This is a genomic window from Actinokineospora cianjurensis (assembly GCF_003663795.1).
In the GTDB taxonomy this organism is placed as follows: domain Bacteria; phylum Actinomycetota; class Actinomycetes; order Mycobacteriales; family Pseudonocardiaceae; genus Actinokineospora; species Actinokineospora terrae.
The window spans coordinates 36908-62618 of the sequence record NZ_RCDD01000004.1; the positions used below are offsets into that span (position 1 = coordinate 36908).

The following is a 25711-nucleotide window of genomic DNA, read 5'->3' on the forward strand; positions in this document are numbered from 1 at the left end:
CGACGGCCACCCGCCGCCCACCAGAAGCTGGACCTGTCACCACGACGGACCAGGAGGGCGAGATGAACGAGACCATGATCACGTTGGTCGGGCGGGTCACCGGCGAGGTCACCCACCGCCGCTACGGCGACGACAAGGACCTCGTGCGGTTCCGGCTGTTCACCAAGGAACGCCGGTACGACCCGGACCAGCGCACCTGGGTCAACGCCAACCCGATGTACTTCACCGTCAACTGCTGGGACACCCTCGGCGCGGCGGTCAGCAGGACGCTGCGCTCCGGCGCCCGCGTGGTCGTGCACGGCAAGCTCTCGCTGCGCCAGTACGACAACGGCGACAAGCAGCGGTTCGACGCCAAGGTCGACGCGCGCTCCATCGGCGCGGACCTCGTGTTCCAGCAGGTCGCCATCGAGCACGAGGAGTGGACCGGGCCAGCCGAGCCGCTCACCCAGCTCGACCGGCCCGCGCCTGCCGCGTTGGCGGCCTGAGGTGTTTACCGCGTCGGCGACCAGGGCACCTCTGCCGCTGAACCAGGACGGAGGCCCCCGATGCCCAACCCCAGCATCAAGGACGAAGAGCTCTACCGGGAGCTGCGCGAGCAGGGCGACTCGAAGGAGAAGGCCGCGCGCATCGCCAACGCCGCTGCCGCCGAGGGCAGGGACACCGTCGGTGCCAGGGGCGGCCGCGCCGGGTCTTACGACGACTGGACCGTCGACGACCTGCGCAAGCGCGCCGCCGAACTCGACATCGACGGCCGGTCGAGCATGTCCAAGGACGAGCTCGTCCACGCTCTCCGAGACCACTGACCACCTCGGGAGCGCCCCGCCGGGTGCCCCGTCCCCCCGGTCGCGCTCAAGCGCCCGGGCCGACGCCTCTACGATCGCGAACATGGCCGAGTTCATCTACACCATGAAGAAGGTGCGCAAGGCGCACGGGGACAAGGTCATCCTTGATGACGTGACCCTCCAGTTTTTCCCCGGGGCGAAGATCGGGGTGGTCGGTCCCAACGGCGCGGGCAAGTCCAGCGTGCTCAAGATCATGGCCGGCCTCGACCAGCCGAACAACGGGGAAGCCTTCATCACCCCCGGCTACTCCGTCGGCATCCTGCAGCAGGAGCCCCCGCTCAACGAGGAGAAGACCGTCCTGGGCAACGTCCAGGAGGCATTCGGTGAGATCAAGGGCAAGCTCGACCGGTTCAACGAGATCGCCGAGCTGATGGCGACCGACTACTCCGACGAGCTGATGGAGGAGATGGGCAGGCTCCAGGAGGAGCTCGACCACGCCGACGCCTGGGACCTCGACTCCCAGCTGGAGCAGGCCATGGACGCGCTGCGGTGCCCGCCGCCAGAGGCCGACGTGACCGTCCTGTCCGGTGGTGAGCGCCGCCGGGTCGCGCTGTGCAAGCTGCTGCTGTCCAAGCCCGACCTGCTGCTGCTCGACGAACCCACCAACCACCTCGACGCCGAGAGCGTGCTGTGGCTCGAGCAGCACCTCGCGCAGTACGCCGGTGCCGTCCTCGCCGTCACCCACGACCGGTACTTCCTGGACAACCTCGCCGAGTGGATCCTGGAGATCGACCGCGGCAGGCTCTACCCCTACGAGGGCAACTACTCCACCTACCTGGAGAAGAAGGCCGAGCGGCTGGCGGTCCAGGGCAAGAAGGACCAGAAGCTGCAGAAGCGGCTGCGCGACGAGTTGGCCTGGGTCCGCTCCAACGCCAAGGCCAGGCAGACCAAGTCCCGGGCCCGCCTCGACCGCTACGAGGAGATGGCCGCCGAGGCCGAGCAGACCCGCAAGCTCGACTTCGAGGAGATCCAGATCCCGCCGGGCCCGCGCCTGGGCAACGTGGTCGTCGCGGTCGACAAGCTGCGCAAGGGCTTCGGCGACCGGGTGCTCATCGACGGCCTCAGCTTCGACCTGCCGCGCAACGGCATCATCGGCGTGATCGGCCCCAACGGCGTCGGCAAGACCACGCTGTTCAAGACCATCGTCGGCCTGGAGAAGGCGGACGACGGTGTGGTCAAGATCGGCGAGACGGTCAGCCTCTCCTACGTCGACCAGGGCAGGGCGAACATCGACCCGGCCAAGACCGTGTTCCAGACCGTCTCCGGCGGCCTCGACTACATCCAGGTCGGCCAGGTCGAGATGCCGTCGCGCGCCTACGTCAGCGCGTTCGGGTTCAAGGGGCCTGACCAGCAGAAGCCCGCGGGCGTGCTGTCCGGCGGTGAGCGCAACCGGCTGAACCTGGCGCTCACGCTCAAGCAGGGCGGGAACCTGATCCTGCTCGACGAACCGACGAACGACCTGGACGTCGAGACCCTCGGGTCGCTGGAGAACGCCCTGGAGCAGTTCCCGGGCTGCGCGGTGGTCATCTCCCACGACCGGTGGTTCCTCGACCGCACCTGCACGCACATCCTGGCCTGGGAGGGCACCCCGGAGAACCCGTCGAAGTGGTTCTGGTTCGAGGGCAACTTCGAGGGCTACGAGCGCAACAAGGTCGACCGGCTCGGCGCCGATGCCGCTCGACCGCACAGGGTGACCTACCGCAAGCTCACCCGGGACTAGACGGGGAGCGGCGACGTGGCGGCCTGGAACGAGTTACCGGCGGCGGACGCGGCCGAGTGCGCGGCACTCGTGGCCGCGGCCGACCGGCTGCGGTGGAGCGCGCCGGAACTGGCGGTCCAGTTCGCCGACCGTTCGTTGCGCTCCGGCGCCGCCGACGCCGCGACCACGACCACGGCGCAGGTGCTGCTGGGCACCGGCCTGGTCCGGTTGGGCAGGCACGCGGAGGCGGTCGAGCCCGCGCTCGCCGCGTTGCGCGCGGTCACCGGCGGTGGCCTGGTCGAACGGGCCGCCGCCGTGCGGGTCGCGCTCGCCGCGTGCGCTCGCGTGCTCGGCGAGCCCCTCGCGGGCAGCGAGCTGCTGCGGCCGGTGCTGCGCGCCACCACGGCGGCCCCGGCCACCAGGGCGCTGGCGCTCGGCCAGTTCGTCGCCTGCGCCGGGCACGTCGGGCGGCGCGACGACCTGGAGGACGCGCTCGCCGAGGCCGATCGACTGTTGGCCGCCGACGACGCGCTCAGCGAGGACGCGCGCAAGCTCGAACGGGCCCTGCTCTGCGTCCGGGCCGCCTCGTACCACCGTCGCCACGGCGATACCGAGGCGGCGACCGAGGTCGCTCGTGAGGGCCTTGCGCTGCTCACCCGGCTCAGCGCCATCGGCGTCGAGGGCGGGCTCGCCAAGGCCAGGCTCGTCCTGGAGATGGTCTGCGCGTTGCTCGACGACGGCGACATCGACGAGGCCACCGTGGTGGCCGCGACGGTGCTCGGTGAGCCCGTCCGCGCCACCTCCGCGTTGGCGCTGGGCAGGCTCCGGTTGGCCATGGCGAGTCGGGTCCACCTGCCCTCGGGGCGGGCCGAACTGGGTCGCGCCATGCTGGTCGACGTGGTCCGCCTCGCCGATCGGCACGGTCTCGACTCCCTGGCCGCCGACGCGTGGACCTTCCTGGCGCACGCCGAGGAGGAAGCGGGCCACCCCGGCGAGGCGCTGCACGCGCTGCGTTCGGCGCGGGCCGCCGAATACCGGTACCTGCGTGCCGCGTCCACCGCCAGGGGCCTGCTGGTCGCCGAGGTGGGTGCGGTCGTCGACCCGGAGAGCGTGGTCTCGCTGCTGCGCGCCACCGTCCGCACGACCGCGTCGCCCGAGGTCAAGACCGAGGCCGCGGAGACCAAGTCCGTCGAGCGGGGCGGTCGCAAGAGCCACGAGGACCGCGCTCAGCGCGAGGGGAATCGGCACGAGGGCGCACGGCAGGAGCAGTCTCGCCGTGAGGGCGCGCGGCACGGGACGGGCCAGGGCGGGGGAACTCCGACCGGGACGTCGCGGCGTCGGGCGTCGCTGCGGGAGTTGGCCTCGCTCGGGAGTTCGATGCCGGGGGAGTCCTCGGCGGGGGCCAAGCACGAGGCCGCGCCGCACGATGGCGCGGTTCCCGACACCGCAGTCCTCGACACCGCCGTTCCCGGCACCGCTGTCTCCGGCACTGGGGTCTCTGGCACCGGGGTCTCCGGCACTGGGGTCTCTGGCACCGCGGTCTCCGATGACACGGTCGTCGACACCGCGGTAGCACTCGACACCGCGGCCCACGGCGCATCGCACAGTGCTGTGTCGAGCCGCGCTGTGTCGAGTCGCGCGGTACCGAGCAGCGCTGGGCAGACCGATGACGTGCCGAGCAGTGCTGTTCCGAGTGGCGGTGGACTGAGCGGCGGTGGACCGGGTGGCGGCGTGCCGAACGAGACCGTGGCTCACGAGACGGATGCTCCGGGGCAGGCCAGACAAGAGGTGATCGAGCACGGCGTGCTCGGGCACGGTGCGGTGCCGACCGTGGTGGCCCAGCCGGACTCGACGGCGCGTGAGCACGGTTCGGATGCCGCTGCGGGAGTGAGCCACGCACCACCCCTGCCTGGTCAGGCGGGGCAAGAGCCCGCGGCGCCTCGGCAAGAGCCAGCCGCCCGGCAAGATCGCTCCGCTGCTGACCGGCGCAAGGCTGGGCAGGGCAGTGGTTCGCGCAGGGCGTCGGATGGCAAGGGCTCGAAGGGTCGACCGCTCGCTGCGGGTTCGTCCGAGGAGGCCGTGCCCGACTCGTCGAGCGCGGAAGTGCCGCAAGACGGCGTCTTGCGTGGAGCCGGGTCGCGGCGGGAGAAGCGGCGAGAGGCTGAGGGGCGCAAGGACGCGTCGGCGACGCGGCACGAGGTAGCGCCGACGCGGCATGAGGCGACGCCGGTCGAGATGTTCGCGGTGACGCTGGTTCGGGTGTGGCCCAAGGGGACCGCCGAGCCGGTCGAGCCCGAAGAGCCGCCGTTGCCGGTGGGGGGAGAGGTCACCCTCAACGCGTTGGCGATCCACGTGCGGGACCTGGCGCCGTCCGACGCCGAGTTGCTGCGGTCGGACCGCGGGGAGTTCGCGGTGTTGCTGCCGTCGACCACCCTCGCCGAGGCGGCCGCGCTGGCCGCCGCCATCCGGGAGACCGCGCCGGACGCCCAGTGGCTGATCGATGACCAGGGGCACGAACTCACCATCAGCACCGGTGTCGCGGCGCTGCCCGGCACGGTCGACGGCCCGCACGAGGGCATCGAGGCGCTGCTGCTCGCCGCCAGGACCGCGTTGACGGTGCCGGAGCCCGCCAGCCCGCCGCCCGCGGTGCTGCGGCGGACCGATCGGCTGCGCAGGTCGCCGACCACCGCCAAGACGGTCCCGCTGACCGACAAGGCCGTGCGCGCGATCCGCCCGGCACGCCACGACTCCGGCGTGATCGACGACGCGCGGGCCACCCCCGACCTGTCGTTGGCCGACGACAACCCGACCATCCCCGCCACCCCGCCCGCTCCCGTGCTCCCGCCCGCACCGGTGATCCCCGCGCCGACCAGCCCGCGGACGGCGGCCGACGCGTCCACCGAGCCGGAGTCGGCGCAGGGGCGCTGGGCCGTGGACACCGTGCGGACCACCGATCCCGAGGAGCCCGCGGCGGACGAACCCGCCGCCCGGGCAGGCGCGATCGGGCGTCGGGCCGCTCGTCGGGCCAAGGCGGACGACACCCCCGTGAAGTCCACTGTGGACGCTGGCGCCGGGGTCAACTCGGTGCTGAGCCGGTTCGGTGTCACCGTCGAGGGCGGCGGCAGGCGCAGGGCGCCGGAGGGGGACGACTACTACTACGACCCCAACGCCCTCGTCGGTACCGATCTGCCCGCCCCGCCGATGCTGCCGTCCTCGTTGGAGCCCGATCCCGACGACCCGCGCTGGGCGCACGCCTCGGTCCCCGGGACCGAGCCGCGGGAGCCGGAGCAGATCCCGCAACCGCCGAAGACCCCGGACATCCCCGAACCCGCCACCCCGGACGAGGTCCCGCCTGCGGACCCCGACCCCACGGCACCGGAGGTCGAGCAGCCGCCCAGCCTCGCCGCCCAGGTCACGGCACCTGGCGAGGTGAGCCCGCGGGTCGAGTCGAGCCGTGCCGAGCCGTGGAGCCGGGTCGAGGCGTCGAGCCCGTTCGGGCTGGAAGCCGGACTCCCGGTCGGGTCCGGGCCGTCGGGGCCGAGCGCGGTCGAGGTGCCGGGTTCCGGCCAGGACGAGCCGCCAGGTGGGGGCGAGTCGGGTCGGCCACGGCAGGTCGGGCAGGAGAGCGGGGTGCGGGCGGCCGGGCAGGTGACGGTCGAGCCCGCAGCGTCGGCGGATGAGCGGCGGGCCATCGACTTCGCCGCCCGGCTGCGGGGCTTACCCCGCACCACCTCCGCGGCCACCGAGACCGCCAAGGACGAGGACGACGACCAGCCCGAGTTGGTCGACCTGCCGTCCCGGCGGCGGCGGACGCCCAGTGGGCGCCGGGAGCGCACCAACCCCAGCGGGTTGGCCGACCTGCTGGCCGAGGCGCTGGTCGCCTTCAAGGCCACCCAACCCGACCAGCCCGGCGACGACCGCGACTCCGCCTGGACCGACGACTGGCCCAAGGCCCCCACCATCGGCGAACCGGAGCAGGCACCCGAGCCCGCCGCCTGGCCGCCTGCCCAGCCGGAGGCCCCGGCCGCCGCTGACGACGAGCCGACCGGTCCCCTGCCCGAGTCCGACCGCACGATCGGCACCCAGGTCCACTACTCCGCAGAACTGCGCAAACCCCGCGCGGACGCGGCCAAGACCCACCCCACCGGCGAGCTCCCCCGCTGGTCCCGCCTGTCCACCGAGTCGCACTGGCCCGACCAGGCCGACTGGCCCGACCCCGCCGACGGCACCACCTGGGCCGCCGACGCCCGAGCCGCCGAACCCGGCGACCGCCCCAGATCCCGCCGCGCCGACCGCACCCCCAACCCCACCGACCCCCGCGGCCGCCACCGCTCCTCCGAATGGGCCCCCGCCGACTTCGAAAGCGGCTGACCCCGGACCCCGCGCCCCCGGAAGCACCGCACGCAAGGCACCTAGCCACCTCCCACACCCACCCAGGTTTCACCGATCCCCGAACGTTCCTCCGCCACACGGTCCGAGGCGTGACCACCGGGGCCGCGGCGCGGAGCAGTGATCGGGATTTGTCGTCCCAGTGGGTGGACGGCGGCGGGCACTGTCGGAGCGGGGTGGTGGCGGGTCCGCGACACCGGGTCACCGGCAGGTGGACGGTGTGCCACGGTGGTGGGAACGCGGCGTTCCCACCTCGCGAAACACCACGTCACGCGCGACTGGTGGTCGGTCCCGACGTGCGGAAGCGGGGTCGGGCGGCACTAATGTGGGGGATGCATGCGGCACAGCGGCGTGCCGCCAAGCGTGGAGCCAAGGAACACCATGACCTCGACTGGTACACCGCCCCGCATCGATGGAGCCGTCAACGGCGACGGTTCGACGTCGGTGGGGCGGCCGGTCAGCACCAGCCCGGAACAGACAAGAGACGACCTCATCGAGCGGGCGGCCACGCAGGCGCCCGACATCGCGGACCTGATTCGCCTGTACTTCCGCTACATCCCGCCGGAGGAGGTCATCGGGGACGACCCGGTCGACCTCGTCGGGGCGGTCCGCTCGCACCTGCGGCTGGGCGAGGCCCGGATCAAGGGCAGGCCCGCGGTGCGGATGCTCAACCCGGCCGCGGCCACCGACGGCTGGACCTCCCACGGCTCCGTTGTCCAGATCGTCACCGATGACATGCCCTACCTGGTCGAGTCGGTCAGCGCCGAGCTGGTGCGCCGCGGCGTCCAGGTGCAGCGCGTGGTGCACCCGATCGTGGTGGTGCGCCGCGACCTGGCCGGTGGCCTCAAGGAGGTGCTGCCGACCTGCGACGCGGCCGCGCCGCCGACCGACGCGTTCGCCGAGTCGTGGATGTACATCGAGGTCGACCTGATCACCGATGTCGACCGGGCCCGGGAGATCGAGAACGGCCTGCTCAGCGTCCTCAACGACGTGCGCGAGGTGGTCGAGGACACCGCCAAGATGACCAGCGCGGCGAAGGTGCTCGCCGACGAGCTGGAGGCCACCCCGCCGCCGCTCGACGGTGAGGAGGTCCGCGACGGGGCGGCGTTGCTGCGCTGGCTCGCCGACGGGCACTTCACCTTCCTCGGCTACCGCCGCAACGAGTTGGTCACCGACGAGGGTGAGCCCGCTCTGCGCGCCGTGCTGGCCTCTGGCCTGGGTGTCCTGCGCCAGGACAGCCTCGCTGCCCGCAGCCTCACCGCGGGTCCCGACTCGGTCGCCTACGCGCTCGCCCCGCGGCTGCTGGTCCTCACCGAGGCCAGCGCGCCGTCGACGGTGCACCGCTCGACCTACCCGTACTACGTCGGGGTGAAGACCTTCGGCGAGGACGGCAAGGTCACCGGCGAGCACCGCTTCCTCGGCGTGTTCACCGGCAACGCGCTGCACGAGGACGTCCTGGACATCCCCGTGGTGGCCCGCCGGGTGCGCGAGGTGATCCACCAGGCCGGGTTCCCGCTGGAGTCCTACTCGGGGCAGCGGATGCTCGAGGTCATCCAGAACTGGCCGCGCGCCGAGCTGTTCTCCACGACCGAGGACGCCCTCTACGCGACCGCGACCGGGGTGCTCGCCCTGGCCGACCGGCGCAGGCTGCGGCTGTTCCTGCGCCGCGACCCGTACAACCGGTTCTTCTCGTGCTTGATCTTCCTCCCCCGCGACCGCTACACCACGACCTCGCGCATCGCGATGCAGGAGGTGCTGCTCGACGAGTTGGGCGGCACGAACCTGGAGTTCAGCACGCGGCTGGGGGAGTCGCCGTTGGCGCAGGTGTACTTCATCGTCCACACCGACCCGGGCCGCCACGTCGACCCGGATGTGCAGCGCATCCAGGAGCGGTTGACCGAGGCCGTGCGCGGCTGGGACGACCGGCTGGTCGAGGCCGTGTTCGCCGAGCAGCGCGAGCAGGCACGGGCCGGGTCGCAGGTGGGGTCCGAGTCGGCCACCGAGCTGGGGCAGCGCTTCGCCAGCGTGTTCCCGGAGGCGTACAAGGAGGACTTCAGCGCCGCGGAGGCGTTGGCCGACCTGCACCGGCTGCGCAGCCTGGACGGCGAGTCCGACCTGCGGATGTCGTTCTACGTCCCGCAGGACGCCGTGCCGGGGGAGCGCCGCTTCAAGCTGTACCTGACCGGCGAGGGGATCACTCTGTCGCAGGTGCTGCCGGTGCTGCAGAACATGGGCGTCGAGGTGGTCGACGAGCGCCCGTACGAGCTGCGCCGCGAGGACGGCAGCCGCTGGTGGATCTACGACTTCGGCCTGCGCATCGAGCCGACGGTGCTCGACGGCCGCGACGCCGACGAGTTGGACCGCCTCAGGGTCGACTTCCAGGAGGCGTTCGCGGCGATCTGGCGCGGTGACGCCGAGCCGGACCGCTTCAACGCCTTGGTGCTGCGCGGCGGTCTCACCTGGCGGCAGGCGGTGGTGCTACGCGCCTACTCGCGTTACCTGCGCCAGGCAGGCACGCCGTACTCGCAGGAGTACATCGAGGACGCGGTGCTCGCGCACACCGGTATCGCTACCGCGCTCGTGCGCCTGTTCGAGGTCGCTTACGACCCGGCCCTGTCGGAGGAGTCCCGCCACGCGCAGGCGGGCACCAGGACCGCGGAGATCTCGGAGATGATCGACGGGGTCACCAGCCTCGACGAGGACCGGATCCTGCGCAGCCTGCTCACGGTGATCAAGGCGACCCTGCGCACCACCTACTACGTCCGCGACGCCGACGGCGCCCCCCGGTCGTACCTGGCGGTGAAGCTGGAGCCGCGCTCGGTGCCGGACCTGCCCGAGCCGCGGCCGCGGTTCGAGATCTTCGTCTACTCGCCCAGGGTCGAGGGCGTGCACCTGCGCTTCGGCGCGGTCGCCCGCGGTGGTCTGCGCTGGTCGGACCGCAGGGAGGACTTCCGGACCGAGGTGCTCGGCCTGGTCAAGGCGCAGGCGGTGAAGAACGCGGTGATCGTGCCGGTCGGCGCGAAGGGCGGGTTCGTGGTGAAGCGCCCGCCGACCCCGACCGGGGACCCGAGCCTGGACCGCGAGGCGTACCTGGCCGAGGGCATCGCCTGCTACCGGATGTTCATCGCGGGCCTGCTCGACCTGACCGACAACCTCGACGCGGGCGAGGTCGTGCCCGCGCGGGACGTGGTGCGCTACGACGCCGACGACACCTATCTGGTGGTGGCGGCCGACAAGGGCACCGCGACGTTCTCCGACATCGCCAACGAGGTCGCGGTCAGCCGCGGTTTCTGGCTCGGGGACGCGTTCGCCAGCGGCGGCTCGGTCGGCTACGACCACAAGGCCATGGGCATCACCGCCAAGGGCGCGTGGGAGGCGGTGAAGCGGCACTTCCGCGAGTTGGGTGTCGACACCCAGTCCGAGGCGTTCACCGTGGTCGGTGTCGGTGACATGTCCGGTGACGTGTTCGGCAACGGGATGCTGCTGTCCGAGCACATCCGCCTCGTGGCCGCCTTCGACCACCGGCACATCTTCCTCGACCCCAACCCGAACCCGGCCGTTGGCTTCAACGAGCGCAAGCGGCTGTTCGAGCTGCCCCGCTCCTCTTGGGACGACTACGAGCGGTCTTTGATCAGCGAGGGTGGCGGTGTCTACCCGCGCACGCTCAAGGCCATCCCGGTCACCCCGGAGGTGGCGCGGTCGTTGAGCCTGCCGGAGGACACCGGCAAGTTGTCCCCGCAGGAGCTGATGAAGGCCATCCTGCTCGCCGAGGTCGACCTGCTGTGGAACGGCGGCATCGGCACCTACGTCAAGGCGAGCACGGAGAACCACGCGGACGTCGGCGACAAGGCCAACGACGCGCTCCGGGTCGATGGCGCCGCGCTGCGGGTCAAGGTCGTCGGCGAGGGCGGCAACCTGGGCCTGACCCAGCGCGGCCGCATCGAGTTCGCCCGCACCGGCGGCAAGGTCAACACCGACGCGCTGGACAACAGCGCGGGCGTCGACTGCTCCGACCACGAGGTCAACATCAAGATCCTGCTCGACCACCTGGTCCGCGACGGCGAGCTGGACCGGGCGAGCCGCGACGCGGTGCTGGCCGAGATGACCGACGAGGTCGGCCACCTGGTGCTCGCCGACAACTACGCCCAGAACGCGGTGCTCGGCGTCAGCCGGGCGCACGCGGGTCCGATGCTGTCGGTGCACGCCAGGCTCGTCGACCACCTCCAGCAGGACCAGGACGGCTTCGACCGGCGGCTGGAGGCGCTGCCCTCGCGCGAGCAGTTCAAGGCCCTGGAGAAGGCGGGCGACGGCCTGACCTCCCCGGAGCTGGCGACGCTGCTGGCGCACGTGAAGCTGGCGCTCAAGGAGGACGTGCTCGCCAGCGACCTGCCCGACCAGGACGTGTTCGCCCGCAGGCTCTCGGAGTACTTCCCGAGCCAGCTGCGGCAGCGCTTCGGCGCGGCCATCGGCGCGCACCCGCTGCGCAGGCAGGTGACCACGACGCTGCTGGTCAACGAGGTCGTCGACGGCGCGGGCATCTCGTTCCCGTTCCGGCTGGCCGAGGAGATGAGCGCCAGCGCGACCGACGCGGTGCGCGCGTTCGCGGTGGCGACCAGGGTCTACGACCTGCGGTCGCTGTGGGCGGAGATCCACGCGCTGGACAACGCGGTGCCGACCGACGTCACCGACGCCATGGTGCTGGAGTCGCGGCGGCTGCTCGACCGCGCGTCGCGGTGGCTGCTGTCGAACCGGCCGCAGCCGCTGGCGGTGGGCGCGGAGATCAGCCGCTTCCACCGGGTGGTCGGCGAGTTGGCGCCCAAGGTGCACGACCTGCTGCGCGGGCGGGCCCGCGAGGAGGCCGATGTGGACGCCGAGCGGATGGTCGCCGCCGGGGTGCCGGAACCGCTGGCCAAGCGGGTCTCGGGCCTGCTCGACGAGTACGGCCTGCTCGACATCACCGAGGTGTCGGAGCTGGCCGAGCGCGACGCCGGGCTGGAGTCCGAGCGCAGCCCGCTGGAGACCGCGCAGCTGTACTACGCGCTGTCGGACCACCTCAGCGTCGACCAGATGCTGACCTCGGTCAGCGCGCTGGAGCGCGGGAACCGCTGGCACGCCCTGGCCAGGCTCGCCCTGCGCGACGACCTGTACTCGTCGTTGCGGGCGATCACCCTCGACGTGCTGCGCCAGAGCGATCCCGGCGAGCCCGCCGAGGACAAGATCGCGACGTGGGAGCGGGCGAACGCGTCCCGCCTGTCCCGGTCGCGGACGGCGCTGGAGGAGATCCACGCCTCCGGCAGGCTCGACCTGGCCACCCTGTCGGTGGCCGCGCGCCAGGTGCGCAGCATGGTCCGCTAGTCCCTGTCCCCTGGTCGCGGGCCGAACCGGTCCGCGACCGGGGACAGATAGGGTTGCCTGAGGACTCGCTGGATCGGGCAGCTTGGAGGGGTAGTCGTTGGGTGTCTTCGTCGCCGAGGTGCGGCCGCGCTGGTCGGACATGGACGTGTTCGGGCACGTCAACCACGCCAACACGGTGACGTTGCTGGAAGAGGCCAGGGTCGACCTGCTCTTCCACGAGGCATCGCTGCGCGGGGCCGATGACCTCGCCCGCGGCGTGGTCGTGGCCAAGCTGGTCGTGGACTACCGGGCCCCGCTCTACGCCAACGGTGGCGTCTTACGCATTGAGATGTCCGTTCGCGAGATCCGGGCCGCGTACTTCGTCCTCGACTACGCCGTCCGCAGCGGCCCGACCGAGGCCGACCCGGTAGCGGTAACGGCGTCGACGACGCTCGCACCGTACGACCTGACCAGCGGCAAACCACGCCGCATCACCGACACCGAGCGGGATTTCCTCGCCGCCTGGCACAGCGGGGGCAATGGTGCCTGACCTGAGCTTCACCGACCGTTCCGACCGCGACGACCTCGGCGCGTTCGTCGCCAGGGCGGTCCGCCTCGACCAGCAGGCCGTGGTGCGGCTGCGCGCCCGAGAGGGCGACCTGGTCGACGCCTGGGTCGCGACCCCGTTCGACGTGCTCGCCACCCGGACCGCGCGCGGCACCATCAACCCCTCGGACATGACGGTGTCGGGCAACGAGCTGCTCGCCGCCCTCGCCGTGGTCCGCGGCGACCACCTCGACCCGGGCCTGTCGCGCGACATGCTGTGGCGTTCCGCGCTACCCCCGACGCGCCACTGGCAGGTCGTGGACCTGCTGCCCGCGCGGACGGTGTCAGAGCTGGCGGACAAGGGCATCGCCGTCGCACGGGACAACGTGGGCCCTCAGGGAACGCCGCCTGCTTCTCTCCTGGACCAGACAGTGCTGACGGTCTCCGGTGACGGCCTAGAGGTGAAGATCCCCCTCCGCTGCCTCTTCGCCCTGTCCGGCATGGGTTTCCTCACCGATGACGAAGACGACCAGATCCGCGTCACCGCTACCGACGCCTGGATGCGCCTAGATGCCCGTTACGGCGCCGTGGTCCGACGCCGCCACGCTCTCCTGCCGCTGCTCGTCTAATCCTCTGTGGACCGTCAGACCAGCCAGACGGCGGTCTCTGGGGGCAGGTCTGTGCCGTCGATGGGACCTGAGGCCAAGAGGATCTCGCCTGGGGGCAGTGGAACCGGGGCGCCGGAGGTGTTGAGGGCGCAGATGAGCCCACCGCCCTTGCGGCGGTAAGCGAAACAGCCGGGGGGTGCGCCGTACCACTCGATGTCTGTGCCGGTGAAGCCCGCGTGCGTCTTGCGTAGCTCTAACGCCTGCCGGTAGAGCGACAGCATGGACGCGGGGTCCTCAAGCTGTCTCTCCACAGTCAACCCTGCCCACTCCGCAGGAATCGGCAGCCACGTGTTCGTCCCCTCGGAGAAAGCGAACGGCGGCTCTGACCCCTCCCACGGCACTGGCACCCGCGCACCGTCACGGCCACGGTCGGTATGACCAGACCGCTCCCACAACGGGTCCTGCAAAGCCCAGTCCGGTAGGTCCACATTGGGTAGACCGAGTTCTTCGCCGTTGTAGAGATAGACCACGCCAGGCAGCGCTAACTCGACAAGAGCCATCGCCCGCGCGCGCCGAGCCCCGAGTTCGCCCCCGCCGTAACGGGTCACGTGCCGGGCAACGTCGTGGTTCGACAGCGTCCACGTCGGCGGCGCGGACGAGCGCGACACGGCCTCCAGGGACACGTCGATCGCCCGGCGCACCGCGTCGGCGTCGAAGTCCGCGCCCACCAAGGCGAAGTTGAAGCCCAGGTGCAGTTCGTCCTGCCGCACGTACTTGGCGAACTGGGCGTCGGTCTGCACCCAGATCTCGCCGACGGCCATGCTGTCCGGGTACTCGTCGGCCACCTTGCGGATCAGCCGGTGCACCTCGTGGACCGCGTCGTTGTCGAACCGGGGGTCGTCGACGCCGTGCGCCTGCGCCCCGGTCACCGCCCGCAGGTACTCCGGCATGTCCGGCAGCCCGGCAGGCTTGGCCATCCCGTGCGCCACGTCGATGCGGAACCCGTCCACGCCGCGGTCGAGCCAGAACCGCAGCGTCGCGACCAGGTCGGCGCGGACCTCGGAGTCGTCCCAGTTCAGGTCCGGCTGCTGAGGCGTGAACAGGTGCAGGTACCACTGCCCGTCCGGCACGCGCGTCCACGCCGGGCCGCCGAAGACGCTCACCCAGTTGTTCGGCGGCTGAGACCCGTCACCCCGGCCGTCCCGGAACAGGTAGCGCTGACGCTCCCGCGACCCCGGTGGCGCTGTCAGTGCCTCTTGGAACCACGCGTGCTGGTCGCTCGTGTGGTTCGGGACCACGTCGATGGTCACCTTGATGCCGTGCGCGTGCGCGTCGGTCACCAACCGGTCGAACGCGGCCAGGTCGCCGAAGAGCGGGTCCACCGCGCGCGGGTCGGCCACGTCGTAGCCGTGGTCGGCCATGGGGGAGCGGAAGAACGGGGTCAACCACAGCGCGTCGACCCCCAGCAGCTCCAGGTACCCCAAGCGGGACCGGATGCCCTCCAGGTCGCCCACCCCGTCGCCGTCGGAATCGGCGAACGAGCGCACGTAGACCTGGTAGAACACCGCCCGCTGCCACCAGTGTGGGGTTTGCTCACCCGAGGGGTCTGGCTCGGCGGATCGTCGCACGGTTGTCCATCCTGCCCGCGGTGCCGCTGGCTCGCCCAGCACCTGTGATCTTGACCCTGTCAGACCCAGCTGTTGAGCATGCTGTTCGCGGCCATCTCCAGGTACTGCCACAACCGCGCCCGGTGCGCGTCCGACAACCCTGCCGAGTCCACCGCGACCCGCATGCAGCGCAGCCACGCGTCGCGCTCGTTCGGGCCGATGGTGAACGGCTGGTGCCGCATCCGCAGCCGCGGGTGCCCGCGCTGGTCGGAGTAGGTGTGCGGCCCGCCCCAGTACTGCATCAGGAACAGCCGGAGCCGGTCCTCGGCCGGGCCGAGGTCCTGCTCCGGGTACATCGGCCGCAGCAGCTCATCGGCCGCCACCTCGACGTAGAACCGGGCCACGACCCGGCGGAAGGTGTCCTCCCCCCCGACCGCGTCGTAGAAGTTCTCGGTGGGGGAGTCGGAGTCAAACGGTGTGCCCACGACACCCATCCTCGCGCACCGGTCGCTAGGCCGGGGCGGTCGGGGGGAAGAGCCTGCCCATCGGCGGCTGGATCCCGGCTTCCTCGACCGCGCCCATGGCCCGCGCGCGCAGGGCCCGCTGCACCGCCCACTGCCTGCCGGGGCGCACCTTCACCGTCATCCGGATGGTCACGCTCTCCGGGGTCACCTTCTCCACGCCGAGCACCTCGGGCGGCTCGATCACGTCGGAGGAGAACGGCTCCTCGGCCGCCACGTCGATCATCACCTGGCCGAGCAGCGCGATCACCGAGTCCACGTCCGCCCCGTAGCCCACCGGGAGGTCGACCACCGCGACCGCGAACCCCTGGCTGGAGTTGCCGACCCGCAGGATCTCGCCGTTGCGCACGTACCAGACGGTGCCGTTGACGTCGCGCAGCGTCGTCACCCGCAGCCCGACCGCCTCGATCGTCCCGCTGGCCGGGCCGACGTCCACCACGTCACCGACCCCGTACTGGTCCTCCAGCATCATGAAGATGCCGGACAGGAAGTCCTTGACCAGGTTCTGCGCGCCGAACCCGAGCGCGACGCCGACGATGCCTGCCGAGGCGATCACCGGTCCCAGGTTCACCCCGAGCTCGCCGAGCGCCATGATGAACGCGAGCCCGTAGACGATGAACGTCACCAGGGACTTGAGCACCGAGCCGATGGTCTTGGCCCGCTGCTGGCGCCGCTCGGACACCAACGCGCCCAACGCCTGCGGCGCGCGCTCCTTGAGCGGTCGCAGCAACGCGGGCGTCTTGCCCTCACCCGAGGTGAGCCGGTCGATCAGCCTGCGCACCATCAGCCGGACCACGAACGCCACCACGAAGATCAGCAGGATCTTCAGCGGCTTGGCGACCAGCCACCCGGCCGAGGCGGCGAGCCACTCGTTGCCGGTCAGCCGCCACACCTCGGCGCACCACGAGCCGTCCTCGGTGAGGCACTTGGGCGGCTCCGTCATGAACGGGAGCTGGGTGGGGGCCAGGGGCCCCGGGGGCAGGAGAGCGGTCGTGGCAGTCATCGGCGCCGACGATAGCCGGCCGCCGCGAAACGGTCGAAGCGGGTGTCCACGAGCGGCGTTCACCGTGATTTGGCCCGGTGATCCGGGACACGTCACAGAACACACGTGCACTCCGGGCCTGGTGTGTGGTCGACTTAGGCAGCACCGGTGGAGGTGGTCGAGTGCCAGACCGACAACCGACCCGCTCCGGCGCGCCCTCGGGGCACGCGCCGGGGCCGACGCTATGCCCGGATCCGGACGCCTCGGCGCCCGATCTGCCGCCACGCGCCCGGGCCGCCCCGCCCTGTGTCCCCGTCCCGAACCCGCCCGCACCGTCGTGGGGCAGGCGCCGGGTGCTCTTGCTCAACACCACGTTCGAGCCGCTGACAGCGCTGTCGCTGCGCCGCGCGGTGGTGCTCATCGTCTGCGGCAAGGCCGAGGTCGTCCACGGTGACCCGGCGGGCATGGCCGTGCACTCCGCGACGTCGAGCGTGGTGATCCCCTCGGTGATCCGGCTCAGCAAGCACGTCCGGGTCCCCTACCGCGGCCGCGTCCCCCTGACCAGGGCCGGGTTGATGCACCGCGACCGGCACCGCTGCGCCTACTGCGGCGGCCGCGCCGAGACCATAGATCACGTCATCCCGCGCAGCCGGGGCGGGACGCACACGTGGCACAACTGCGTGGCCTGCTGCGCCAAGTGCAACCACCGCAAGGCCGACAAGATGCTGTCCGAACTGGGCTGGCGCCTGCGCGTGGTCCCCACCGCGCCGCGCGGGCCCCACTGGCGGTTACTGGCCGGGGTGGTCGACGCTGACCCCCTCTGGCTGCCGTACCTGGGCGAACCCGCCGCGTGAGGTAGAGCTGACCGAGGCTGTACTGCTTGTACTGGCTTGCTGGCGGCTCTCTGCTCAGGCGGCGGTGACGCGCGTGCCCGAGGTGACCCGGGTTCCCCTGGTCACCCGGGTGCCGCGGGTGACGCGCGTGCCCCTGGTGACGCGGGTACCGCAGTCGAGCGCCGTGACCCTGGTGCCGCGAGTGACCCTCGTGCCACGGGTGACGCGCGTGCCGCAGTCCAGCGCGGTGACCCTGGTGCCACGGGTCACGCGGGTGCCACGGGTCACGCGGGTGCCACGGGTCACGCGGGTGCCGCAGTCGAGCGAGGTGACGCGAGTCCCGCGGGTGACCCTGGTGCCCCGCGTGACGCGCGTGCCGCAGTCGAGCGAGGTGACCCTGGTGCCGCGGTCCAGTGCCGTCACCCTGGTGCCGCGCGTGCCGTTCTCCAGCAGTGCGGTGACCCGGGTACCGCGCGTGACTCGGGTGCCCCTGGTGACGCGGGTGCCGCACTCCAGCGCCGTGACCCTGGTACCGCGGGTGACCCTGGTGCCGCGAGTCACCCTGGTGCCGCGGGTGACGCGGGTGCCGTTCTCCAATACGGCCGTGACTCGGGTTCCGCGCTCAAGCTGGGCGGTAACCCGGGTGCCGCGGGTGACTCGCGTGCCGCACTCCAGCGCCGTCACCCTGGTGCCGCGCGTGACGCGGGTCCCCCTGGTGACGCGGGTGCCGCAGTCGAGCGAGGTGACGCGAGTCCCGCGGGTGACCCTGGTGCCCCGCGTGACGCGGGTGCCGTTCTCCAGCAGGGACGTCACCCGGGTGCCGCGGTCGAGCAGCGAGGTGACCCGGGTACCCCTCGTCACCCGGGTGCCGCGGGTGACCCGCGTGCCGCACTCCAGCGCCGTCACCCGGGTGCCGCGCGTGACCCTGGTTCCCCTGGTCACCCGAGTTCCGCGCTCTTGCAGCGTGACCCTGGTGCCGCGGGTCACGCGAGTGCCGCGGGTGACCCGGGTCCCCCTACCGTCCGAAATCCCCCTGGTGTGCAGGGTCACCTCCGTGTCACCCTGGGAGGTGGTGACCCACGTCGCGCGGGTCACCCGGGTCCCCCGAGCGGTGACCCGGGTTCCCCGCGTCACCCGGGTGCCCCGGTGGGTACCGCCGCCCAGTTGCGTGTCGTCAGCCATTTGGGTGATGATCATTGCCGCGTCGTGGGAAGCGATGGTGTACATGGCGTGGCCTCCTGAGGGCGGTTGCGCGTCGAGAGAAGCGGAGGGGTGGTTTCGCAAGGGCCGTACAGGTGAAAGCTATGACTCGGATCGGTAACCGACAAGACGTCGGTGCCCGCCAAGGGCCGCCACCTGTGCGTTTGAGGCCATTCGCCCCTTGCCGATACGCCCAACGAGCTACGACTCCGGCCGACGCTCGGCCCAGCAGCCTTACCAGGAGAGCACCAACCGCTCACTCGGCGCGACCGGCGCGGGGTGCTCCCGGAGCAGTGCGCGCACCCGGTCCCCGTCTCGGCCGGTCAGGGCCATGTCGGCTACCGTATCCGCTGTGACGCTCGTCGAGACCCTGCTCGTCTTCGCGGCGATCCCGCTGGCCATCTACGGCGCGATCGCCCTTCTGACCCTGCGGGAGAAGTTCGCCAAGGCACCCCGGTACCGCCCCGGCCAGGAGTGGGAGCACGACCCGGTGTGGTGGACGGCGAACCCGGCCGGTCTTGGCTCCGCGCACCACGGTGCCGCCGAGTCCGACCCGACCCCCGTGCACACAGCCAAGGGAGGAGCCCGCGGTGGCTGGTGACCTGGTCCGGCACGATCCGGACGTCCTCGTCGAAGACCCCGAGCACGGCTACGGCGCCGTCCGCACGATCAGCGGGCGCGTGTCGGTGGCCAAGCAGTACCGGACCGCCGCCCCCGGCCTCCCGTTCTCCACGGTCGCCCTGACCCGCCTGGACGAGGCGCTGACCCTGTCGTCGCGGGCCACCGGCATCGGCTTCAGCGTCTACCTGGGCGACCTCGGCGCCGACACCAGGGCCCGCGCCGAGGAACTGCACGCCGCCATCGGCGCCCACTCCGCCGACTCGGTCCTCATCGCCGTCTCCCCCGGCAAGCGCCGCGTGGAGATCGTCACCGGCACCGAGTCCGCCCGCCGCATCACCGACCGCGGCTGCAACCTCGCCGTCATGAGCATGGTCGCCTCCTTCAAGGAAGGCGACCTCGTCGGCGGCCTCGTCAGCGCCCTGCGCATGCTCGCCGACCAGGCAGGCCACGCCCCCAAGCACTGAGCCCCACCCACGACGGCCCCGGACCACTCAAGGTTCGGGGCCGTTCTCGTACAGAGGAAAGCGCGTTCTGAAGAACCCGCGCGCCAGCGAACAACGGCCCCGGACCGCACTGGTCCGGGGCCGCTGTCACTGCTCAGCCGGTCATGAGCCGTCGAACTCGCGGGCGGCCAGGGCGCGGACGATGCCCGCTCGGCCTTCCGAGACGAGGCGGCGCAGGGCCGGGGGGTGTTCGCCGGTGAGCCACTGGTCGGCGGCGGTGACCGTGTCCGGGTGGACTGCCCAGGCCGGGAAGAGACCCAGGGCGACCGACTGGGCGCGTTCGCTGGAGCGCCGGGCCCAGACGCCCGCCACGTCGGCGAAGTACTGGGGGGCGTAGGACTTCAGCAGGGGGCGCTGGGTCGGGTGTGAGAAGCCGCCGATGATGGCCTCGTTGATGGCGTTGGGCAGGTCGTCGTCGTGGATGGCGCGGCGCCACGCCTCGGCCTTGCCCGCCTCGGTCGGGCGCAGCGAGCGGGACCGCTCGGCCTGGCGCTGTCCGGCCGCTGTGGAGTCGCGCTTGAGCTCGGCGTCGATCTCCTCGTCCCCGGCCGCCCCGTGCGCCACGAGGGCGTGCAGGAGGCGCCAGCGCAGGTCCGTGTCGACGACCAGGCCCTCCAGCTCCGCGGAGCCGTCCAGCCAGCCGCGCAGCACGCCCAGCTTGGCCTCGTCGAGCACCGCGCCGGTCAGCGAGTTCACCAGGGCCAGCTGGTGGTCGGACCCGGGCTGCGCGGCCAGGGCCAGCTCCAGCACCCGGTCGGTGAACTGCTGCCAGCCGGTCGGCGCGAAGGCCGGGTCGGCGTAGGAGTTCAGCGCGGTCTGGGCCTGCAGCAGCAGCCGCTGGACGACGCCGACCTCGGTCTCGGCGTCGAGGCCGTGGCAGACCAGGGTGACGAAGTCGCGGGCCTTCAGCTCGGCCTCGCGGGTCATCTCCCAGGCCGCCGACCAGCACAGGGTGCGCGGCAGCGGCTCGGTGATGTCGCCGATGCGGTCGATGAGGGTGGTCAGCGAGCCGGGGTCGAGGCGCATCGTGCAGTAGGTCAGGTCGTCGTCGTTGACCAGGACGAGCTTGCCCGCCTCGATGCCGACCAGCTCGGGCACGTCGGTGCGGTCGCCGTCGACGTCGATCTCCACCCGGTGGGTGCGGACCAGCTTGCCGACGGTGTCGGCCGCGTCGTCGTACACGCCGATGGCGACGCGGTGCGTGCGCAGCTCGCCCTTGCCCGGCTTCGCCCCGCCCTGCAGGACCGCGAACTCGGTGAACCTACCCTCTGCGTCGACCTCGAACCGGGCCCGCAGCGAGGTGAGACCGGTGGTCTCCAGCCACTGCGCGCTCCACCAGGACAGGTCCCGGCCGGATGCCTCTTCCAGCGCGGCCAGCAGGTCCGACAGGGTCGCGTTGCCCCACGCGTGCTTGCCGAAGTACACCCGCAGCCCGGACAGGAAGTTGTCCAGGCCGACGTAGGCGACCAGCTGCTTGAGGACCGCGGCGCCCTTGGCGTAGGTGATGCCGTCGAAGTTGACCTCGACCGCCTGCACGTCCGGGATGTCGGCGGCAACCGGGTGCGTCGAGGGCAGCTGGTCCTGCCGGTAGGCCCAGGACTTCTCGATGTTGGCGAAGCTGGTCCAGGCGTGCTCGTACTCGGTGGCGCTGGCCTGCGCCAGGACGCTGGCCCAGGTCGCGAACGACTCGTTGAGCCACAGGTCGTCCCACCAGCGCATGGTGACCAGGTCGCCGAACCACATGTGCGCCATCTCGTGCAGCACGGTCTCGCACCGGCGCTCGTAGGCGTAGCGGGTGACCCGGCTGCGGAAGACGTAGTCCTCCAGGAAGGTCACGCAGCCCGCGTTCTCCATGGCGCCCGCGTTGAACTCCGGCACGAAGCACTGGTCGTACTTGCCGAACGGGTAGGCAACGCCGAAGTTGTCGTGGAAGAACGCGAAGCCCTGCTTGGTCTCGGTGAACAGCCGCTCGGCGTCCATGTGCTCGGCCAGCGAGGCGCGGCAGTAGATGCCCAGCGGGATGGTGCCGTGCTCGTCGCTGAACTCATCGCGCCACTCGGCGTAGGGACCGGCCACGAGCGCCACCAGGTAGGTGGAGATCGGCTTGGTGGTCTCGAACACGTGCCGCGCGGTGCCCTCGACGCCCTCGACGTCGCTGATCGACTCGGCGGCGGCGTTGGAGACGACCTTCCACGAGCGCGGCGCGGTGACCGTGATCGCGTAGGTCGCCTTGAGGTCGGGCTGGTCGAAGCAGGCGAACATCCGCTTGGCGTCGGCCGTCTCGAACTGCGAGTACAGGTACACGCCCTTGTCGACCGGGTCGACGAAGCGGTGCAGGCCCTCACCGGTGTTGGTGTAGAGGCAGGTGGCGACGACGGTGAGCACGTTGTCCTCGGCGAGCCCGGTCAGCTCGACCCCGTGCTCGGGGGTGTAGCCGGAGACGTCGAGCGCGACGCCGTTGAGCTCGGCGGACACCACGGTGTCGGCCACGATGTCGATGAACGTGCTAGCGCCCACCGCACGGCTGGTGAACCGGATGGTGGCGGTCGAGGCGAAGGTCGTCTCGCCTGGCTGGCCGACGCCGTCGGTGAGGTCCAACTCGACTTCGTAGGACTCCACCTCCAGCAGCGCGGCGCGCTGTTGGGCTTGGTCTCGGGTCAGGTTGGGGGCGGCCACGGCGAACACCTCGGCGAACTCGTCGGTCGGACTGGGGCGGGGGGACTGCGGGCACTGCCAGGCCACGGGCGGGTGATCTCCCCGTGGTGGCCTGATACTGACTTGGCACTGGGTGGAAACTGGCTGGAGCTGACTGGCGACTCGGTGCTGACAATCGCATCCAATCACGCTCCGGGGGCCGGCGGTGCCCCCATCCTCGGGGAAGCATTCCCAAGCGGGCCGCGTTGCACCGGCGGGGGAGGCCGCGCGCACCCGACGCACGCGGCGAAGATCCAACTCTGGAGACGTTTCATGACCGCTGCACAGCACGCCGACACTGGGAACAAGACCAAGGTCGACTTCTACTTCGACCCGATCTGCCCGTTCGCCTGGATCACCTCGCGCTGGATCCTCGAGGTCGAGAAGCACCGCGAACTCGACCTCCGGTTCCGGGTGATGAGCCTCTCGGTGCTCAACGCCGACAAGCCCGACCTGCCCGAGCAGTACCGCGAGCTGCTCTCGCGCGGCTGGGGTCCGGTGCGGGTCGCGATCGCCGCCGCGCAGCACCACGGCGAGGAGGTCCTGCGCGACCTGTACACCGCGCTGGGCACCCAGATCCACAACAAGGGCGTCAAGGACTACACCGAGGCGATCGCCGCCGCGCTGGCCGAGGTGGGCCTGCCCGCCGAGCTCGCCGAGGCCGCGACCAGCACCGAGTACGACGAGGCGCTTCGCAAGTCGCACCACGAGGGCATGGACCCGGTCGGCCAGGAGGTCGGTACCCCGACCATCCACATCGACGGGGTCGCGTTCTTCGGCCCGGTCCTCACCGAGATCCCGCGCGGGGACGACGCCCTGCGGGTGTTCGACGGTGCCGTGGCGCTGGCGAGCTACCCGAACTTCTTCGAGCTCAAGCGCACCCGCACCGGCGACCTCAAGTTCGACTAGGCCCCGGAAAGTCCGACCAGGCCCCGGCCCACCCACCCGGGTCACGTCCACCCGGGTGGGGCGCCCCGGCCGTGCGCGCGGCGGCCTCGATGTGACACTCTGACCCCGAAATGGTCGTCAGGTGTCACAAGTGGAGGTCGTCATGGCTGCCCCCGTCACCGTCCGCGCAGGTCACGTGCTCGGCGGCACGCTGGTCGAGTCCGCAGGGGAGCGGATCGAGGTGGTGAACCCGGCCACCGAGGAGGTCATCGCCACCGTCCCCGCGGGCACCCCGGCCGATGTCGACACCGCCGTCACCGCCGCGGCGGCCGCGTTCCCCGCCTGGGCCGCCCGCGACCCGCGCGAGCGCGCCGCCGTCGTCCGCAAGGTCGCCGAGGGCCTCGTCGCCCGCCGTGCCGAGATCGCCGCGTTGATCACCGCCGAGATGGGCTCGCCGATCGGGTTCGCCACGAAGGTCCAGGCGTCGCTGCCCGCGGCGACCACGGCGGGCATCGCCGACCTGCTCGACGGCGGCTACGCCTTCACCGAGGAGATCGGCAACTCCCTGGTGGTGCGCGAGCCGATCGGTGTGGTCGGGGCGATCACCCCGTGGAACTACCCGCTGCACCAGATCGCCGCGAAGGTCGCCCCCGCGCTGGCCGCGGGCAACACCGTGGTGCTCAAGCCGAGCGAGGTCGCGCCGCTCAACGCCAACCTGTTCCTGGAGATCCTCGCCGCGGCGGGCGTGCCCGACGGCGTGGTGAACCTGGTGCACGGCACCGGTCCCGTCGTCGGCGCCGCGATCGCCGCGCACCCCCGGGTCGACATGGTCTCCTTCACCGGCTCCACCGCCGCGGGCAAGGCCGTGTCCGCGGTGGCCGCGCAGACGGTCAAGCGGGTCGCCCTGGAACTGGGCGGCAAGTCGGCCAACGTCGTCCTCGACGACGCCGACCTGGCCAGGGCCGTCAAGATCGGCCTGGCGAACACCTACATCAACGGCGGCCAGACCTGCACCGCGTGGACCCGGATGCTGGTGCCAGCCGACCGGCACGACGAGGCCGTCGAACTGGCCGTGGCCGCCGCCGCGAAGTACACCGTCGGCGACCCGCTCGACGACTCCACCCGCATCGGCCCGATGGCCTCGGCGGCCCAGCGCGACCGCGTGCTCGACTACATCCGCGTCGGCGTCGAGGAAGGCGCGACCCTCGCCTACGGCGGCAAGACCGACGGTCTGCCCGAGCGCGGCGCCTACGTGCCCGCCACGATCTTCGCCGGGGTCCGCTCGGACATGCGGATCGCGCAGGAGGAGATCTTCGGCCCGGTGCTGTCGATCCTGCCCTACGCCGACGAGGACGAGGCCGTGGCGATCGCCAACTCCACCATCTACGGCCTGGCAGGCGCGGTGTTCGGCGCCGACCAGGACCGGGCGGTCGCGGTCGCCAAGCGCTTGCGCACCGGTCAGGTCGACGTCAACGGCGGCGCCTTCAACCCGGTCGCGCCCTTCGGCGGCTACAAGCAGTCGGGCAACGGCCGCGAACTGGGCCGGTTCGGGCTGGAGGAGTTCCTGGAGGTCAAGTCCATCCAGCGCTAGCGGCTACGCGACCCGTCCCCGTTCCAACGCGGGACGGGTCGCCTCCTCCGGGTAAGGGCTCTGCGCAACGGCTTCGTCCACGGTGAGGGTCCCGCTGCGCACGCCGTCGAACAGGCTCGCGATCACCGCCAACTCGGCCCGTTGCCCGCGCACGAAACCCGGGTCCACCGGCTCGCCGTGACCGGGCACGATGATTCGCGGTCCCAGGTCCAGCAAGGCGTCCAGCGCCGACGGCCACCTGAGCGGGTAGCCGTCCTTGCCGATCGACGGCGGGGCACCCTGCTCGACGGTGTCGCCCGCGAACAGCACGCCCTCGTCGGGCACGTGCACCACGATGTCGTTGTCGGTGTGGCCGTGTCCGGGGTGCCGCAGCGTCACCACGCGGTCGCCGAGGTCGAGGTCGACGCGGTCGGCGACCGCGTGCGTGGGCAGGACGACGCGCGCGGCCAACAAGCGCTCGGCGAGGTCGTCGCGGCCGGATTCCCGGTACCGCGCGGCCCAGGACTCGGCCTGCGCGCCCGCGCCGTCGACGATCTCCGCTGTGCACCGGGGGTGCGCCCAGACGTCGGCGCCCGGGAACGCCGTCGTGCCGAGGAAGTGGTCCCAGTGCGCGTGGGTGATCACGACCGTCCACGGCAGATCGGTGACCTCGCGGACCGCGGCGGCCCACTGCGCGCCGTGCGTCTCGTCGGTCCCGGTGTCGATCACCAGGCACCCGGTGTCCCCGACGACCAACCCCAGCGTCTGGTCCAGTTCGGTGTAGCGGCAGGCGAACACCCGGTCAGCAAGTTCGATCCATCGCATCCCGGGTTTCTACACGATCCGGGGCAATCCGCCGGTAACCCCGATCACG

The 25711-nt window shown here is 71.6% G+C and carries 18 protein-coding genes; 12 read left to right on the top strand and 6 right to left on the bottom strand.

Annotation, left to right across the window (positions count from 1 at the left end; translation table 11 throughout):
* Window positions 1-62: 62 nt before the first annotated feature.
* From CLV68_RS22790 to CLV68_RS22820, 7 genes are all read left to right on the top strand, one after another.
* Window positions 63-485: a single-stranded DNA-binding protein gene (locus CLV68_RS22790; RefSeq protein WP_121392968.1), complete on the top strand. Its 423-nt coding sequence runs from the start codon at window positions 63-65 to the stop codon at window positions 483-485.
* A gap of 60 nt (window positions 486-545) precedes the next feature.
* Window positions 546-803 (top strand): DUF7218 family protein, encoded by a 258-nt coding sequence (locus CLV68_RS22795; protein ID WP_121392969.1) that lies wholly within the window; start codon window positions 546-548, stop codon window positions 801-803.
* A gap of 82 nt (window positions 804-885) precedes the next feature.
* Window positions 886-2562 (top strand): energy-dependent translational throttle protein EttA, encoded by a 1677-nt coding sequence (gene ettA / locus CLV68_RS22800; RefSeq protein ID WP_121392970.1) that lies wholly within the window; start codon window positions 886-888, stop codon window positions 2560-2562.
* Window positions 2563-2577: 15 nt separating this feature from the next.
* Window positions 2578-6912, top strand: coding sequence for a diguanylate cyclase (locus CLV68_RS22805; RefSeq protein WP_121392971.1), 4335 nt, complete (start codon window positions 2578-2580; stop codon window positions 6910-6912).
* A 399-nt stretch (window positions 6913-7311) separates the two neighbouring features.
* Window positions 7312-12285 carry an NAD-glutamate dehydrogenase gene (locus tag CLV68_RS22810; RefSeq protein ID WP_121392972.1) on the top strand — a complete coding sequence of 1658 codons (4974 nt, stop codon included), beginning with the start codon at window positions 7312-7314 and terminating at the stop codon, window positions 12283-12285.
* A gap of 97 nt (window positions 12286-12382) precedes the next feature.
* The gene (locus CLV68_RS22815) at window positions 12383-12814 is read left to right on the top strand and encodes an acyl-CoA thioesterase (protein WP_121392973.1); all 432 of its coding nucleotides are present in this window, start codon (window positions 12383-12385) and stop codon (window positions 12812-12814) included.
* Window positions 12807-13439: a DUF8010 domain-containing protein gene (locus tag CLV68_RS22820; RefSeq protein WP_092777400.1), complete on the top strand. Its 633-nt coding sequence runs from the start codon at window positions 12807-12809 to the stop codon at window positions 13437-13439. The genes CLV68_RS22815 and CLV68_RS22820 overlap by 8 nt, the downstream gene beginning before the upstream one ends.
* 14 nt (window positions 13440-13453) lie before the next feature.
* Here the strand turns inward: CLV68_RS22820 and CLV68_RS22825 are convergent, their stop codons facing one another.
* From CLV68_RS22825 to CLV68_RS22835, 3 genes are read right to left on the bottom strand one after another with little or no spacing between them, the layout of a single operon-like run.
* Entirely contained in the window at window positions 13454-15046 is a 1593-nt protein-coding gene (locus tag CLV68_RS22825) for a glycoside hydrolase family 13 protein (RefSeq protein ID WP_121392974.1), read from the bottom strand.
* A gap of 59 nt (window positions 15047-15105) precedes the next feature.
* Window positions 15106-15519: a globin gene (locus CLV68_RS22830; RefSeq protein ID WP_121392975.1), complete on the bottom strand. Its 414-nt coding sequence runs from the start codon at window positions 15517-15519 to the stop codon at window positions 15106-15108.
* Between the two features lie 16 nt (window positions 15520-15535).
* Complete coding sequence (locus tag CLV68_RS22835) at window positions 15536-16549, bottom strand: mechanosensitive ion channel family protein (RefSeq protein ID WP_121392976.1); 1014 nt, start codon at window positions 16547-16549, stop codon at window positions 15536-15538.
* Window positions 16550-16710: 161 nt separating this feature from the next.
* Here CLV68_RS22835 and CLV68_RS22840 point away from each other — a divergent pair, with 161 nt between their 5' ends.
* Complete coding sequence (locus CLV68_RS22840) at window positions 16711-17382, top strand: HNH endonuclease (RefSeq protein WP_246010061.1); 672 nt, start codon at window positions 16711-16713, stop codon at window positions 17380-17382.
* 54 nt (window positions 17383-17436) lie between these two features.
* Here the strand turns inward: CLV68_RS22840 and CLV68_RS22845 are convergent, their stop codons facing one another.
* Window positions 17437-17784, bottom strand: a complete 348-nt coding sequence (locus CLV68_RS22845; RefSeq protein ID WP_425454878.1) for a hypothetical protein — start codon at window positions 17782-17784, stop codon at window positions 17437-17439.
* A 1129-nt stretch (window positions 17785-18913) separates the two neighbouring features.
* Here CLV68_RS22845 and ctaJ point away from each other — a divergent pair.
* Both ctaJ and CLV68_RS22860 read left to right on the top strand, forming a co-directional pair.
* On the top strand, window positions 18914-19162 hold the full coding sequence (ctaJ, locus tag CLV68_RS22855) for an aa3-type cytochrome oxidase subunit CtaJ (protein WP_121392977.1): 249 nt from the start codon (window positions 18914-18916) through the stop codon (window positions 19160-19162).
* Window positions 19152-19646 (top strand): DUF5130 family protein, encoded by a 495-nt coding sequence (locus CLV68_RS22860; protein ID WP_211346740.1) that lies wholly within the window; start codon window positions 19152-19154, stop codon window positions 19644-19646. The genes ctaJ and CLV68_RS22860 overlap by 11 nt, the downstream gene beginning before the upstream one ends.
* 141 nt (window positions 19647-19787) lie before the next feature.
* On the opposite strand, the gene pepN is transcribed toward CLV68_RS22860, so the two are convergent.
* Window positions 19788-22361: an aminopeptidase N gene (pepN, locus tag CLV68_RS22865; protein WP_121393365.1), complete on the bottom strand. Its 2574-nt coding sequence runs from the start codon at window positions 22359-22361 to the stop codon at window positions 19788-19790.
* Window positions 22362-22652: 291 nt separating this feature from the next.
* Here pepN and CLV68_RS22870 point away from each other — a divergent pair, with 291 nt between their 5' ends.
* Window positions 22653-23288 carry a DsbA family oxidoreductase gene (locus CLV68_RS22870; protein ID WP_121392978.1) on the top strand — a complete coding sequence of 212 codons (636 nt, stop codon included), beginning with the start codon at window positions 22653-22655 and terminating at the stop codon, window positions 23286-23288.
* A 142-nt stretch (window positions 23289-23430) separates the two neighbouring features.
* Complete coding sequence (locus CLV68_RS22875) at window positions 23431-24858, top strand: aldehyde dehydrogenase family protein (protein WP_121393366.1); 1428 nt, start codon at window positions 23431-23433, stop codon at window positions 24856-24858.
* 3 nt (window positions 24859-24861) lie between these two features.
* Here the strand turns inward: CLV68_RS22875 and CLV68_RS22880 are convergent, their stop codons facing one another.
* Window positions 24862-25662 carry an MBL fold metallo-hydrolase gene (locus CLV68_RS22880; protein WP_121392979.1) on the bottom strand — a complete coding sequence of 267 codons (801 nt, stop codon included), beginning with the start codon at window positions 25660-25662 and terminating at the stop codon, window positions 24862-24864.
* Window positions 25663-25711: the final 49 nt, after the last annotated feature.

What these genes read in the sequence shown, in the direction of transcription:
- CLV68_RS22835 (WP_121392976.1), bottom strand. Translation starts at nt 16,549, where the DNA reads ATGACTGCCACGACCGCTCTCCTGCCCCCGGGGCCCCTGGCCCCCACC.
- CLV68_RS22880 (WP_121392979.1), bottom strand. Translation starts at nt 25,662, where the DNA reads ATGCGATGGATCGAACTTGCTGACCGGGTGTTCGCCTGCCGCTACACC.
- CLV68_RS22875 (WP_121393366.1), top strand. Translation starts at nt 23,431, where the DNA reads ATGGCTGCCCCCGTCACCGTCCGCGCAGGTCACGTGCTCGGCGGCACG.
- CLV68_RS22795 (WP_121392969.1), top strand. Translation starts at nt 546, where the DNA reads ATGCCCAACCCCAGCATCAAGGACGAAGAGCTCTACCGGGAGCTGCGC.
- CLV68_RS22870 (WP_121392978.1), top strand. Translation starts at nt 22,653, where the DNA reads ATGACCGCTGCACAGCACGCCGACACTGGGAACAAGACCAAGGTCGAC.
- CLV68_RS22810 (WP_121392972.1), top strand. Translation starts at nt 7,312, where the DNA reads ATGACCTCGACTGGTACACCGCCCCGCATCGATGGAGCCGTCAACGGC.
- CLV68_RS22830 (WP_121392975.1), bottom strand. Translation starts at nt 15,519, where the DNA reads ATGGGTGTCGTGGGCACACCGTTTGACTCCGACTCCCCCACCGAGAAC.
- CLV68_RS22790 (WP_121392968.1), top strand. Translation starts at nt 63, where the DNA reads ATGAACGAGACCATGATCACGTTGGTCGGGCGGGTCACCGGCGAGGTC.
- ettA (WP_121392970.1), top strand. Translation starts at nt 886, where the DNA reads ATGGCCGAGTTCATCTACACCATGAAGAAGGTGCGCAAGGCGCACGGG.